Origin of the sequence: Capillimicrobium parvum (genome assembly GCF_021172045.1) — a bacterium.
Lineage (GTDB): Bacteria > Actinomycetota > Thermoleophilia > Solirubrobacterales > Solirubrobacteraceae > Capillimicrobium > Capillimicrobium parvum.
This window is the reverse complement of the sequence record NZ_CP087164.1, coordinates 1,076,224-1,089,843: the sequence shown is the minus strand read 5'-3', so window position 1 is coordinate 1,089,843 and position 13,620 is coordinate 1,076,224. Positions and strand designations below refer to the sequence as shown.

10 protein-coding genes and 1 tRNA gene are annotated in these 13,620 nt (G+C 69.2%); 1 reads left to right on the top strand and 10 read right to left on the bottom strand.

Annotated elements, in window-relative coordinates; all coding sequences use genetic code 11:
- Positions 1 to 3: 3 nt before the first annotated feature.
- The 9 genes from DSM104329_RS05360 to DSM104329_RS05320 all read right to left on the bottom strand — a co-directional run bounded on the left by DSM104329_RS05360 (position 4) and on the right by DSM104329_RS05320 (position 12,745).
- Positions 4 to 2,826 carry an ATP-binding protein gene (locus DSM104329_RS05360; protein ID WP_259314362.1) on the bottom strand — a complete coding sequence of 941 codons (2,823 nt, stop codon included), beginning with the start codon at positions 2,824 to 2,826 and terminating at the stop codon, positions 4 to 6.
- Positions 2,823 to 5,495 carry a DUF1156 domain-containing protein gene (locus tag DSM104329_RS05355; protein ID WP_259314361.1) on the bottom strand — a complete coding sequence of 891 codons (2,673 nt, stop codon included), beginning with the start codon at positions 5,493 to 5,495 and terminating at the stop codon, positions 2,823 to 2,825. The genes DSM104329_RS05360 and DSM104329_RS05355 overlap by 4 nt, the downstream gene beginning before the upstream one ends.
- Positions 5,492 to 8,968, bottom strand: coding sequence for a helicase-related protein (locus DSM104329_RS05350; RefSeq protein WP_259314360.1), 3,477 nt, complete (start codon positions 8,966 to 8,968; stop codon positions 5,492 to 5,494). Before DSM104329_RS05350 ends, DSM104329_RS05355 begins: the two co-directional genes overlap by 4 nt.
- Positions 8,969 to 9,109: 141 nt before the next feature.
- Positions 9,110 to 9,183, bottom strand: a tRNA-Met gene (locus DSM104329_RS05345).
- Positions 9,184 to 9,239: 56 nt separating this feature from the next.
- Positions 9,240 to 9,656 carry a TA system VapC family ribonuclease toxin gene (locus DSM104329_RS05340; protein ID WP_259314359.1) on the bottom strand — a complete coding sequence of 139 codons (417 nt, stop codon included), beginning with the start codon at positions 9,654 to 9,656 and terminating at the stop codon, positions 9,240 to 9,242.
- A gap of 8 nt (positions 9,657 to 9,664) precedes the next feature.
- The gene (locus DSM104329_RS05335) at positions 9,665 to 9,886 is read right to left on the bottom strand and encodes an antitoxin (protein WP_259314358.1); all 222 of its coding nucleotides are present in this window, start codon (positions 9,884 to 9,886) and stop codon (positions 9,665 to 9,667) included.
- A 33-nt stretch (positions 9,887 to 9,919) separates the two neighbouring features.
- Entirely contained in the window at positions 9,920 to 10,288 is a 369-nt protein-coding gene (locus DSM104329_RS05330) for a cupredoxin domain-containing protein (protein WP_259314357.1), read from the bottom strand.
- 7 nt (positions 10,289 to 10,295) lie between these two features.
- Positions 10,296 to 11,624 carry a right-handed parallel beta-helix repeat-containing protein gene (locus DSM104329_RS05325; RefSeq protein WP_259314356.1) on the bottom strand — a complete coding sequence of 443 codons (1,329 nt, stop codon included), beginning with the start codon at positions 11,622 to 11,624 and terminating at the stop codon, positions 10,296 to 10,298.
- 14 nt (positions 11,625 to 11,638) lie between these two features.
- Positions 11,639 to 12,745 carry a multicopper oxidase domain-containing protein gene (locus tag DSM104329_RS05320; protein ID WP_259314355.1) on the bottom strand — a complete coding sequence of 369 codons (1,107 nt, stop codon included), beginning with the start codon at positions 12,743 to 12,745 and terminating at the stop codon, positions 11,639 to 11,641.
- 68 nt (positions 12,746 to 12,813) lie between these two features.
- Here DSM104329_RS05320 and DSM104329_RS05315 point away from each other — a divergent pair, with 68 nt between their 5' ends.
- The gene (locus tag DSM104329_RS05315; RefSeq protein ID WP_259314354.1) at positions 12,814 to 13,404 is read left to right on the top strand and encodes a TetR/AcrR family transcriptional regulator; all 591 of its coding nucleotides are present in this window, start codon (positions 12,814 to 12,816) and stop codon (positions 13,402 to 13,404) included.
- Between the two features lie 2 nt (positions 13,405 to 13,406).
- Here the strand turns inward: DSM104329_RS05315 and DSM104329_RS05310 are convergent, their stop codons facing one another.
- Positions 13,407 to 13,610 (bottom strand): hypothetical protein, encoded by a 204-nt coding sequence (locus DSM104329_RS05310; protein WP_259314353.1) that lies wholly within the window; start codon positions 13,608 to 13,610, stop codon positions 13,407 to 13,409.
- Positions 13,611 to 13,620 lie beyond the last annotated feature (10 nt).

Below are 13,620 nucleotides of genomic sequence, written 5' to 3'. Positions count from 1 at the left end.
GGCTCAGCGCGTCTGCCCTGTCCACTGCCAACTCAGCGTTACGCCATCGTTCTCCTCGAGCGGCTCCACCACCGTGTTGCGGGCCTTGAGACGGTCGATGGCCTCTCCTGACGTCGCCGAACGTACCTCGATCTGCAGGCCCATCGTCCCGCCCTCTCCGAGCAGGCCGCGGAGTTTGCCGAGTGCCTGGCTGAGCGTGAAGAGATCGTCCTCAGTTGCCGTAATGCTCAGCGCCAGTCCAGTCGCATCGCCGCCGGGCGCCACCTCAATCGGAAGCTGATCCGGCCGGCCGATTTGTGGCGCAGGCGGGTCGTTCTGGGGTCGGGCGTCGGGAGGCGATGGCGAACGGAGTCGCTCGGCGAGGCTCACGCGCAGCAGAGCACAGCCCTCGCCGAGCCCGACACTTCCGGGATCCAGGTCCTCGCGGAGGCGCACCGAGCCTGTCGAAGGCGCGAACAGCGCGCCGTCCCGCTCCTGAGCCCCCGCGACGTAACCAAGCGCGCCCTGGGCGACCGCCTTGATCACCCCCGTCGTGAGCGCGTCCTGGTTCCAAACCTTCGGCGCCTCGAAGAACCTCGGCAACGCGTGGGCCACCTCGCTCACCCAGCGCCATTCTCGTTCGTCGCTCAGGTCGGCCAATGCAGCGATCTTCGTCGGGAAGAGCTCATCCGCGACGTAGGTCTGCAACGCCTCTCGGACACGCTCGTGGAGGGACCGCCCGCCGGAGAGGATCGTCCCAAGATCGCGCGTGGCGAAGCGCACGGTGCCGTCGTCGGCGAGCCCCAGCGGGACATGCACGCGGGTGTATGCCTGCCCAAGAGCTGCGCGAAGTTCCTGCTCGGCGACGCGCAAACGCTCCCTCAACTCCTCCTTCTGCTCGCCGCTGAGCCCAACGCGGCTGCCCTGGCTTAGGAGGGCCTCGACGGCAAGTGCGCGGCGCGCGGCGGCTCGGGCATCGTCGAAACGCCCCGATGCCGGCTCCACGAACGCGAGCGCGTTGCGCGCCACACGCGGGCCACTGGCGCTCTCCAGGACGTAGCGCGAGAGCGCAGCCTGGGCGGGCGACCAGTCCGCGGCTAGGTAGACGACCTGGAAAGCCTCGGTCTCGTCGGGAACCTGGCCGGGGCCGTCAGGCCACAGCACGACGTGGCGGCTCGCCCCTCGAGCGCCGAGCACGTCTTCGAGGCGCGCACGAACGTGAATCTGCACCGACTCGCGGGAGACATTGGCGGTCTCCTGCTGGATGAGCCGGTTGAGGTTCGGCTGCGGCTCGAAACGGTAGCGACCGCCGACGTGGTGGAGGAAAAGCAGCGCCTCGCCGCGCAGCCCCTCGAGGGCCCCGAGGAGCACGTTGCGGTCCAGGCCCGGGGCGAGCGAGGTTTCAAGCACGTCACGCTCAAGCGCCCCACGCTCGGCCCCTTCGCGAGCTCCGAAACTGAGCAGCATGATCGCCGTGGCCACCCGTGTCCCGACCCGCGCACGCTCAAGGCCCGGCGCGTCGCGCCCGAGCCGCTCGTCGATCCGCCGGGTGCCCGCATCGGTTGCCAGAAAGTCGGCCTGGACCACCGAGGCGTACTGGTTTGTCGCGCCGACCTGCTCGAGGAACGTCAGCCGGGAGCCCTCGTCGGCCAGGTCCACGTCGCCCGGTCCGATGAGGGGCTGTGGCTCGCGCTCGGAGCGCTTGGCCCACAGGGCGTGCACGACAGTGGCGAGGAACTGCAGCGCGCCGCGCGTGCGCTGGTAGGTCGGCAACGAGCCCCAGCGGTGGAACATGAGATCCAGCAACTCGGGGTGGAACGGATATGACTCGAGGATGCGCTGCTCCAGGCCGCGCCCTGCTGCAGCGGCCTCTTGGCGATCGCCGTCGGTTTCGGCGGCCGCAGCCAGCTGCGCGGTGAGCAGGTCGCCGTAGGCGCGCGCGACTTCGGAACGCACATCGTCATCACCCACGTCGGCGAACAGTCGGCGCTGGACCACGCGGAGCACCTCGTCGCCGGAGACCGGCTCACGACGCTCGTCGATACGTCCGGCGATCTTCTCTAGCGCCTCGAGCAGCCCCTCCTCGCCAACCGCTTCCCCAACGCTGGCCTGCAGGGAGTAGACCAGCGCTGTGTGCTGCTGCTGGTTGACGGCCTCGGTGAGATGCTGGACGAAGAGCAGGACCTGACGGTCCATGGTCGAGTCGCCGAGCCGCAGCGACTTCGCCTTGGCCGCGTAGACGAGCACCTCGTCGAGCAGCACAAGCGCCGGCGTGCCCGCGAGAAGCTCTCCGAGCCGCTGCCCGCCCGGCGGCGGGCCTTCTTCGCCGTCGACGAGCAGCCGCTCGTAGGCTCGCCAGCCGCCGAGCTGGAAGGCTAGTTCCCCCCACAGGGTGCGGATGACGCGGCCCTCGACCTCGCGCCCGCGCGCGGGGTCGAGGTACTCGCCCGAGAGCACGGCAATGCGGACCTCACCCGGGTCGGCAATTCCGTCGAGCTCGGGCACCGACGCGGCCGCCGCGCGCGAGCGCGCCAGGTGAAAGAGCGCGAGCAGCGAGTGGGTCTTGCCGCCCCCGAAAGGCGTCTTGAGCTGCACGACGCGGTCGCCGCGCTGGCCGCTCAGCGCCCCAAAGACATCGGCCAGCAGGCCGCACATCGTCGGAGTGAAATACGTCGCTGCGAAGAACGCCTCCGCATCCCCGTAGACCGGCGCGGCTTCCTGCGTCATCGCGACTTGCGCGAGATTCGCGGCGTAGGTGCCCAGCGCGAGGTCCCCCGAACGGATGTCGTCGTGCGGGCGCACGACGTCGGTCCAGGGTCGCAGCGCGTAGGCAGGGCTCGGACTCATAGGCGGCCCTCCAGGTTGCGTTCAACGAGCGTGCGCCAAGAGCCGAGCAGTCGCTCGCAGGCCTGCGCCTCCGGCGCCTTGGACTCACCCTCATCGCGCAGCGCCTTACCCTGCAGCGCCTGCGCGACGGCACGCAGGCGGTCGGTGTCCGGGCGAACCCGGGCGAGGTAGTCGGGCAGATCGACGACCCGATGGTTGGCACGCCAAAGGACGCCGTGCAGCACGTCAATCAGCGGCGTGCCGGCGAGCCCGAGGTCGGCGTCAGCGCCGCGCTCCTCGAAGTCGCGCAGGTGCACGGCCTTGCCCTTGACATCCGCCAGCGAGTGAGGCCCGGAGGCCAGCGTGTCCTTGAGCTCCACCCCCGCGGTGCGCGCGAGGTTGTTGGCCTCGTCGAAGTCGATGTCGGCCCAGCCGAACATCGTGCGCGAGAGCACGTAGTACCGCGTCGCGGAGTCGATCGCCCCGACGTCCGCGCCGAGGTCATGGACCTTGGCAAGCACCGCGTCAAGCACCCGCGTCTGCACATCGGTGAGGAACGTTTCGGCCGCGACCGGCTCTCCGGAGGGAAGCTCCACGCTCGCGTGCCGGGTGAACGGCCGCAGCGCCGCGCCGATCGTCGCGATCACGAGATCGGACCCCGAGACCCCCGCCTGCGTGAGCCGCTCGAGACGCTCCTCGATAACGCCGTCGAGCTCGGCGACGACTTCGTGGTAGGCGCCAGCTGTCTCGTCGTCGCGGCGACGGGCGACGAGGAAGATGGAGGAGGCGAGGGAGGCGGTCCTCGCCTTCAAAGCGGACGTCATCTCGGTATCGAGCGGCCACGCCTCGGTAATCGTGAAGTTCGCCCGTCGCAGCGCCTCTATCAGAACCGACCAACCGAGGGTTGTCTTGTGGGCGTACACGCAAACGAGGGGCGCCCCCGGCTTGAGAACACGGTGCGCCTCCAAGAAGGCGTTGGCCATTGCTTCCTCGTAGAACGCCCGCGCGGCAGCCTTGTCGCCGTGATGGCGGTACGGCGCAACGATTGCCTCGCGGCGCTTCGGCGTTAGCTCGCCGCTGAACTCGTCTTCAAAGAGGAAGCCGACTGCACGTTTCAGCCACACGTAGAAGAAGTCCGAAAGGTCAGCGTAAGCGATGTAGTCGTAGTACGGCGGATCGGTAATGACCGCGTCAAACGTGCTGTCATGGTCTGGGAGCTGGGTTGCCGACGTACGGTGACATTCGACCCGACGGCTCGCACTTGCGAGTGCTTCCAGTATGTCGGCAGTGTTCTCGACGTATTCGATGGCCTGTCCAGCTCCGCCGCCGAAAGGATTTGCTTCGGCGAAGTCCCACACCATTGGTAGCGCCTGCCGGCTCATCGCGTTTGTCACCGACAGGTTTCCGTTGTCCCAGAGGGACATGGTGCTGCTCCGGAGTACGACGCGATCGAGCGCCATCCCGAGGGACGCGCAGACCGCCCCCGCCCGCTGCGGCTCCATTCCTTCGACAAGCATCTCCGCGTGCGCCTCGCGCACCCCTTGCGCGAAGGCACAGAGCGTCGCGAGCTGTCGCGGGGTGAAGAGATCTTGAAAGCGCCCCAAGCCGTACGCAGTACACATCCCGCCGGTCAGCTCCTGCGGGAGCGACTCCTCCGGTGGCGTCACGTCCAGCCCCGCGAGCACTGCCTCACATTCCGCAGCCGACGGCTGCTCATAAGTTCCCACCGGTAGGTAGTCCCGACCGCGACCGCTCGGCTTGACTACGACCGCTGCCAGCGGCGTGATGCCCATCTTCCCGTTGAGGCCGAGCGCCTTGACGTCCTTCGCGTCGACGGTCGCGCCGCACACCAGGCAGCTCGCCTTGCCACGGCTAGAGAAGCCAGCCGGGTCGAAGCCGAGCGCCTCGGACGACGCGGCCTCGACGACCTCCCAGGACACCGAGCGCGCCGGGCGGTCGACCACCGGCTTGAGCGCAACGAAGCGCCCCTTCTTCTTCGCCAGCCACGTCTGGCGCACAAGCGGCATCTCGTGGGCGCCGCCCGCGGTGTTCGGGCACGGAACGGTGCGCGTCCACAGGTAGGCGATCGGTCGTCCCGCGACGCGGTCGGCGGTCGGGTCCTCGCCGAGGCGCTGCTGCTCGCCCTGGGGGTCGACGACCCGCGGATAGAGATGGCTGACACGGTCCCAGGTGCGGTCGACCCAGCGGCGGCCATACTCGCGGACGTCATCGGCCAAGCCGGGCCCGAAGCGCTGCGGGTAATCCAGAGTGCAGCGCTCGATGAGGTGCGCGACGGGGTTGAGCTCCACCGCAGTCGCGTCACAACCCAGCCGCGCGGCCTCGAGCGGGATCGCGCCGCCGCCGGCAAAGAGGTCGAGTACCTTCGGCGGCACGCCGCCGTTAGCGGCCAGCACCCGTCGGCGGGCCTCAGCGATTGTTTGGTCGCTCGCGCCCCACTGGCACAACGAGACGAAGAAGTCGTCGGAGCGCTCGCTGTCCGGCGTCCCCTCGACCGGGACGAGGGTCGCGTAGACGGCGGCCCGCGCTGCCGCGAGTGGGCGGCGCGCCCACCACAGGTGCAGCTTGCGCGGGTGCAGCGCCGCGTGGCCGATCTTCTCGCGCTGCGCAACGATGCTGATCGCCTCGACCGGGATGTAGTCCTCGATGAGGCGCTGGTCCTCGATGTTCACGCGACTGCCTCGATCGCAGCTCCGGGGATGCGCCACGTGACGACCTGCTGACGTTCTTCGACCTCGCCAGCGAGCGCCCGTGCCGGATCTTGGATTCGCACGAGCCGCTCCCCCTGTTGTCCCGCGTTGTAGACAACGTACAGCCAGAATGACTCGCCGTGACGGTGGGCGGCGATCCACTCGGTGTTGCACAGCGAGACGTCGCCGTGCGCGGCCGAGCGGCCCTTGACTTCGATGCGGCGCACGTCGGTGACGCGGCCGTCGGGCGGCTCGGTCCACGAGCGGGCGTCAAAGCCGCGTCCGTCGCGGAAGTGGCTGACGTCTTCCCACTCGCGGCCGTGCTCGCGCTCATAACGCTCGGCGGCTGCGATCGCGGCCAGCTCGACCGTGTCGTCCTCGCGCATCGATCGCGTCGCCTCGCGCTCTTCGGGCTGCTCGGGCGGGCCGACGAGCGCCGTGCCGATGTGGCTGACGGTGCCGGGGCGAACGACGCCGAGCCCCTCGAAGGCGGCGAGCTTGGACTCCCGGCGGCGCTCGAGATCCTCCAAGGCGACCTCCGCGCGGTCGCGGGCGAAGCGCGCCGCATCCTCGCCGCGGTACACGCGCTCTTCCAGGAGCTCGTAGCGCTGGCGTAGTGCGTCGCGTTGCGCGTCCATCGCCTGGCGCAGGTAGTCCGCGCGCAGCCGGGCCTGCTCGGCCCGCTCCCGGCTGACTTCGCGGCGCTTGGCGGTTTGCACGACAGACCGGACATGGTTTGCCGCGCGGCGCAATGCCTCGGGGTCGGGGGACTCAAGCGCCCGGGGCACGTAGTCAATCGGCGTGAGGTCGTGCAGGACGTCGGGCGAAACGAGCTGTGGACCATCCTGGTCCTCGACCACGGCGACCAGCTCGGCCCACGCCTGCTCGGGTCGGCCGCGCAAGTCCATGCCCTGGATGACGTAGGTGAAGAAGTGGATCGCATACGGCTCACGCGCCCAAGGTGCCACGAACGGAGCGAGGCCTCCGTCGGCGCCGCGCAGCAGCTCGCGCATCTTCTCGATGCTCGCGCCGTAGAGCTCGTGCCCTGGCGAGAGCAGCACCGCGTCCTCGTGCTGCGCGCTGGCGCGCGCCTCCTTACGGAAGGTCATCTTCAGGTAGCGATCCTGCGGCGGTCCTAGCCGCTGCACCGAGCTCAGCCGATCGTCCCGCAGCGAGCGGGGAACATGCTCAGCACGCAGGAGGTGCTCACCGTCACGGCGGTCCTCCAGCCGCAGTCCAACGTGGTCGGCGGCTCGTCCGAAGAGCCGCTCGACGAACTCGGGCATCAGACGCCGCTCGTCCGAGCGCCAGTCGCGCTTGCGCACCCAGGTGACATCGACGTTGCGGGTGGCCTGCGCGATGCCGATGTCGCGCTCGTAGGCCGCGTAAGCCTCGGGATCGAGTGCGGTGATCTCCCGCGCTGCCGCGTCGACGCGCTCGGGCTCGATCATCGCGTCACGTAGCAGCCGCTCAAAGTCCAGGCCGCCCTGGGTGAGCACCTGCCCGACGACGTCGTAGACCTTGTCGCCGAGGTCGATGCGCATAAGCTCGAGCTTCTCCAGCAGCCGCGAGAGCAGCTTCCCCTCGACGGTGTTCGTGGCGCAAAAGTTAAAGACGACGCACTTCGACTGCTGGCCGATGCGGTGGATGCGACCCATGCGCTGCTCGAGGCGGACCGGATTCCACGGCAGGTCGTAGTTGATCATCAGGTGGCAGAACTGCAGGTTGATCCCCTCGCCGGCCGCCTCGGTGGCGATGCAGATCTGCTTGCTCTGGTGGAACTCCTGCTGGACGACCTTGCGCTGTGTCGGCGGCAGGCCGCCGTGGATGGCGCAGGTGCTGTAGCCCCAGTCGCGCAGATTGCGCTCCAGGTAGTCGAGGGTGTCGCGATGCTCGGTGAAGATCAGCAGCTTGCCGCGGCCGTCCTCGGTCAGCTCGGCGAGCTCTGCCTTCTGTAGGCACTCGCGGAGCGCGACGAGCTTGGCTTCCTCCCCGCCGCGGATGGTCTGGTCGGCCTGCACGACGAGTCGCTCGAGCGCGGAGATCTCGACGCGCATCTGGTCGAGCGACTCAGCCACCACGACCCCTTCGGCGGCGAGGTCTTCTTCTGCCTCGGTCGCGTCATCCTCGTCTTGCTCGGCGTCGGCGAGCGGCTCAGCGAGCTTGAGCTCACGCAGGCGCCGCGCGCGCTCCGCGGGCGGCAGCGCCTCGAGCTCCATCAGACGCGCCGAGATGCGGTCGGCGCGCTTTCGCAACGAGGAGCGGATCGCGCCGAGGCTCGAAGCGAGGCGGCGCTGCAGGACGGTGCGGGCCAGAGCCACAGCGTTGCCGCGGCCGCCGCCGGCAGGCCCGAGGAAATGCTGGATGTACTCCGTCACCGCCTCGTACAGCGCAAGCTCTGCCCTCCCGAGGTCGAAGGGCTGAGTGACGACCTCGCGCTCGACGAAGAGCTTGCCGCCGTACTCGTCGACGAGATCGTCCTTCTCACGCCGCAGGAAGTACGGAGAGTCGGTATTGCGGATCTGTTCGGCCGCCAGCTCGTCGACGGCGAACTGGTCGGGGTCGAGCAGCCGCAGGAAGTTGTAGAAGCGGCTGCGGTCACCTGAATGCGGCGTCGCCGTCATCATCAGCAGACGCTCGCAGCGCCGGCTGAGCTCCTCGGCCAAGGTGTAGCGCTTGGTGCGGTCGAGCTCGTCGCCCCCGTCACGAACCTTGGGGTAGGAGGCAGCCGAACACTTGTGCGCCTCATCGATGACCACCAGGTCCCACTCGGCGCGGAGCAAATCTGGGAGCACCTCGTCCCGCTTGGCGAAGTCGATCGACGCGATGCACCGGTCGTGCTCCTGCCACGGCGACTCGCCCAGCTGCCACCTGACCAGGTGCGAGTCGATGAGCATGAAGCGCTCATCGAACTTGTCGTGCAGCTCGTCCTGCCACTGCACGGTCAGCGGCGCGGGACAGAGGATCAAGACGCGATCGGCGACCAACCGCAGGCGCAGCTCCTTGAGGAGCAGCCCCGCCATGATCGTCTTGCCGGCGCCCGGGTCGTCAGCCAGGACAAAGCGCAGCCGCGGCTGGGGCAGCATGTGCCGGTAGACCGCTTCGATCTGGTGCGGCAGACCCCGCACGCCCGACATCGAGACGGCGAAGTTCGGATCATGGGCGTAGGCGTGCTCGATCCGCTGGGCCTCGACGAGGTCAAAGAGGTCGCCGCCGTTGACCAGGTTCATCGCCTCCCCGAGCACCTCGAACGACGAGCCGTCGCTGAGCTCCTCTGAATCGAGCACCGTCTCTCGCAGCGCCCCGTCGGGAAGGCGAACCCGCAGGCTGAACGTACCGCCGAGATCCTCGACGCCGTCGAGCGTCACAGGACCGACGAACTGACCGCGGAGGAGGACGCGGCGGCCGATGAAGCTGCTGAGTGTGGAGACGTCGAACATGGTCTGCGACTGCAACGTCGATCGACGCCGGGTCGTGCGCAGCGGACGCTACCTGACGCCGCGGCGAAGAATTGATGCCGCGTTGATGCCCTGTTCCGCGCCCGCTACCTGCCCACAAAGCACGAAAGCCCCCCTGGCGAGAGGGAGGCTTCCGTATAGCGGGGGCGGGATTCGAACCCGCGACCTTCGGGTTATGAGCCCGACGAGCTACCAGACTGCTCCACCCCGCGGCGTGAGCCTCATTGTACCAGCGTCGAGCGCTCGTTGACCAGCGTCCCGCAACGGCTCAGAGGACCGTCAGCAACTCCACGCCGCGACCCTCCGCCAATGCCGCGAGACCGGCGTCGAACGTCACCACGCGTAGGTCGTTGCGCCGCGCCAGAACGAGGAGGTGGGCGTCGGTGACCTGCCGGTGACCGTGCAGCGGCGGGACGTCCGGGTCCGTCACCGAGACGTCGTCGGGGACGAACCGATGGCCCTCCACGGTGCGCATCGCCGCGAGAACCCCCCGGGCCGCCTCGGCTCCGATCGCGCTCGGCAGCGCTCGCCGGTTCGACGAGACGCGCACGAACCCGCTCTCCGTCACCGGGCAGGTCGCCCAACCGGCGGCGGCATTCGTGGCGAACCATCGGCGGATCGCCGCGTGATGCACGTGCGAGTCCCACGCCAGCGCGACGAGCGCGTTGACGTCCAGCAGAGCCACCGCGCGAGTCAGTCCTCGTCGAGGGCGCGGCGGACCATCTCGGGGGTGATCGGCGCGGTGCCCAGTGGCACGCGGATGACGGGGAGGTCGCCGCCAGACTCGACCCGGGCCGGGCTGAGCCCGCGGCGTGCGAGCTCTGAGATGACCGAGCCGAGCGACCGCCGCTCGGCCGCCGCGAGCTCCCGAGCAGCGGCGACCACGTCCGCGTCGATGTCGAGCGTGGTGCGCATGCGTTGATGCTAGAGCATCACCGCATCACCGCATCACCTCACTGTGATGTCCATCGACATCTCGTCGTGCAGCGAGCAGATGATGTGGTACCTGCCCTTCTTCGTGAGCTTGCGCTTGTAGCTGTACTCCGCCGCCGCGACATCGGACTGGAACTTCTTGACGCCCTTCGGCCCCTTCTTGAGGGTGACGTCGTGGGAGTCGCCGGTGTCGACCGGCCACTTCCAGGTGATCGTCGAGCCGACCGGGACCGTGAGCTTGGCGGACTCGTAGTAGTTGTCGAAGATGTCGACCGTCTTCTTGACCGGCTTCTTGGAGGCGGCCCCCGCCCCGGCGGTCACCGGGACGAGGGCCAGCAGCGCCGCCGCACCCGCGGCGGCGACGCATCGGACCGTTCGTGTCATCTGCGGCTCACTCCGGCTTCTGGCCTGCGTAGGCGTCGTAGTGCTCCAGCGGCGTGAGGCCGGCGATCGGTGCGTGCGGCTGCACGATCCAGTGGGCCTCGTGGGTCGGGTCGCCGACCGCCCAATTGACGGCCTCGGCCTGTACCGCCGCGTCGAACGCGTTGGGCCCCGAGTACGGGCACGGCATGAGCGTCGAGCCGTCGGCCGGGAGCGTCGCCTGCACGCCGGTGTTCGGCCCGAAGCAGTTGTCGGAGCCGTTGCCGTCGTAGAAGATGTCGCGCCCGTTGAGGTCGGTGCCGTCCGCCCCGAAGGCGTTGCCGCGCACCTGGTTGCCGACGAGGTCCTGTGCGCTCTTGTCCTTCAGCAGCAGTTGCTGCAGCGCGGCCACGCCGACCAGGTAGTTGCCGTGGATGTTGTTGTTCTCCACGATGTTGCGCCGGCCGCCGAACAGGATCAGGCCGACGCCGACCGGGTACGGCGTCGACTCCGCGGACTGCTTGCGCAGCGGGAACGGCGCGCCCCGGTAGTAGTTGAAGTTGTTCCAGAAGATGTCGTTGCCGGTGATGACGTTGTCCTCCTCCGGCGGGTACTTCTCCGACGTCAGCGCGTTCGGCGCCAGCCCGGTGCCGTTGTTGTAGAAGCGCGACTTCGTGATCGTCACGTAGCGCATGTTCGTGCCCGACCAGCCGAGCACGTTGCCGTAGGACTCGATGTTCGTGACGAGCGTGCGGACCGGCTTGTCCTGCGGCGGGGTCTGGCCGATGTAGAAGCCGCCGTCGTTGTTCCACGCGGCGGTCGAATCTCGGATCGTGCCGCCGATGGTGTTGAACGCGTAGATGCCGTAGACGCCGCCGAGGACGGCCCGCAGGTTGGCCATCGTGTAGCCGGTCGCGTTCGTGATGAAGAAGCCGTTGCCCTTGTAGTGGGTGGCCGTCATGCCCTGCAGCGTGACCTCGTTTGCGCCGTTGACGAGGATCGCGTTCTGCGGCGCCGCGCCCTTGAGGCCCTTGACGTCGATGACGACCTTCGACGGGTCGCTCACGTTGCCGATGAGCTTGATGTAGCGCTTCTTCGGACCGTTCACGCGGACGCCCTCGCGGTAGGTGCCGTCGGCGATCCGGATCGTGTCGCCCGGCTTCGCCTTGTTCACCGCTCGCTGGATCGTCCGGTACCTGCAGCTCTTGGCCTGACAGACGCGCAGCGTCTGCAGCGGCCCCTTCGGCTGCTTCTGCACCGCGCCGGGCCTGCCCGGGGCCGGGTAGTCGGCGGCCGCGGCGGGCGCCGCGGCGACGAGGCCCGCAACTGCGGCGAGCGAGATGGCTGTGCGAACGCGCACCGTGTCTTCTCCTCCTACGGTTCGACGAGGTACCAACCGGTCATCCCGGCGTCCATGTGCGAGAGCACGTGGCAGTGATACAGCCACCGCCCGGGGTTGTCCTCCGTCCAGCGCGCCGTGACCGAGGTCATCGGCCCGACGGGCTGGTTGTCGGTGAACGTCCCGTCGGCGGCGCGCCAGCGATGACCGTGGATGTGGAACGTATGCAGCATGTCGTCGCCCCCGAACGTGTGGAAGGCGACGTCCTGGCCGACCTTGGCGCGGACCGTCGGCGTGTTGCCCGCCGCGACGCGCCCGTTGACGCACTGCAGGTTGCGCCGGATCTTCGTGATCGACGGCGCGAACGCGTGGAAGAAGAGGAAGGTCTCGACGTCGGGGCGCCTGGCGCCGCGCTCGCGGACGACGATGCTGCCGAACAGCCCGCGGTGCGTGTTGAGCGTCTCGTTGGGCCCGTGGTCGTGGTACGGCCAGACGCCGACCGCGTCGGGCGTGGCCTCCCACGTGTACGTGAACTCCTCGCCCGGCGCGATGAACCCGCCCACGCGGGTGTAGGCGCCGTAGTAGGCGCCGTCGTAGTCGGGGGTGTAACGCACCCCGTGCGGATGCATGGTCACGGCCTGGCCGAAGCTCTCGTCGCCGTTGCGGAAGTGCACGCGCAGGACGTCGCCGACCTCGGCCTCGAGCGTCGGGCCGGGGATGCCGGCCGGGCCGAGCGGTGCGGCGAACCCCTCGCTCCACTGCCGGTAGGCGAACGCGCGAAACGTGCGCGGCTTCGGGATCGCGTGGTCCATGAACTGGTCCCAGCCGGTCGGCGCGACGTCCCACGCGAGGCTCTTGGCCTCGATCCAGTACTCGCGCACCTGGCCGCCCGGCTGCGGCTGCGGAGTGCCGAACGACAGGCCGTCGACGGCGTCCTTCGGGTTGTGGACGTCGGTCGCGGGCGGCTTGGGCTTGGCCTTCTGCGCGGCGGCCGCCGCCGGACGCTCGATCGAGCGCGCATAGGCGTCGGCCGCGGCCACGTCCTCGGGGTTGCGCAGCGCGACGGTCTTGCCGCCGATCGTGCAGATGAGTGCCGCTCCCCCGACCCCCAGGAACGCGCGTCGATCAAGTCCCCGATTCATGAACGAACGGCAACGTACACGAATCTCGTACTTGCGTACAAGTTTCCAGCGGCGTAGGTTGCCGCCGAATGCAACCACGGGGGGCCACCGCTCCGGCACGCCAGGCGCGCGGGCACGAGCGCGTCGAGCAGATCCTGCGCGCGGTTCTGGCCGTGATCTCCCGGGGCGGCGTCGCGGCGGTGACGCACCGGACGGTCGCCGAGGAGGCGGGTGTCCCGCTCGGCTCGCTGACCTACTACTTCGCCTCCAAGCAGGAGCTGCTGCGGGAGGCGCTGCGCCTGCACGTCACCGACGACGCCGGGCGCATGTCCGCGCTCGCCACCGAGCTCGCGGCGTCCGGCGCGGGCGGCGAGGAGATCGTCGAGGCGTTCGCGCTCGTGCTCGAGCGCGGCCATCCAGACATCGCCCAGTTCGAGCTCTACCTCGAAGCCGCGCGCGACCCCGAGCTGCGCGACGTCGCGGTCGAGTCGCTGCACGCGTACGCCGAGGTCGCCGAGACCGCCCTGCGCGCGGCCGGCGTCGCCGAGCCGCAGGCCTTCGCCGGCATCATCGTCGCGACGATCGACGGGATGGGCCTGCACCGCAGCGCGGCCGGCGACCAGGCTCCGGACCTGGGCACGGCGCTCGGCCTGCTGCTGCGAGCGCTGAGCCGCGTGTAGGCCTACGGCGCGTTCGGGGCCGGATCCTCGTTGCCGCGCTCCTCCTCGGGCGGGTCGCCCTCGCCCTCGAAGTCCGTGTCGGCGTCGAGGTAGCCGGCGTCTGAGGTCAGCATGTCCGGATCGTCGGGCGGGTTGTGCGACTGCGCCTCGCCCAGCGAGGCCTCGCCGTGGCCGACGCGGTCGGAGCCGTGGTGGTCGGAGGTCATGTGTCAACGC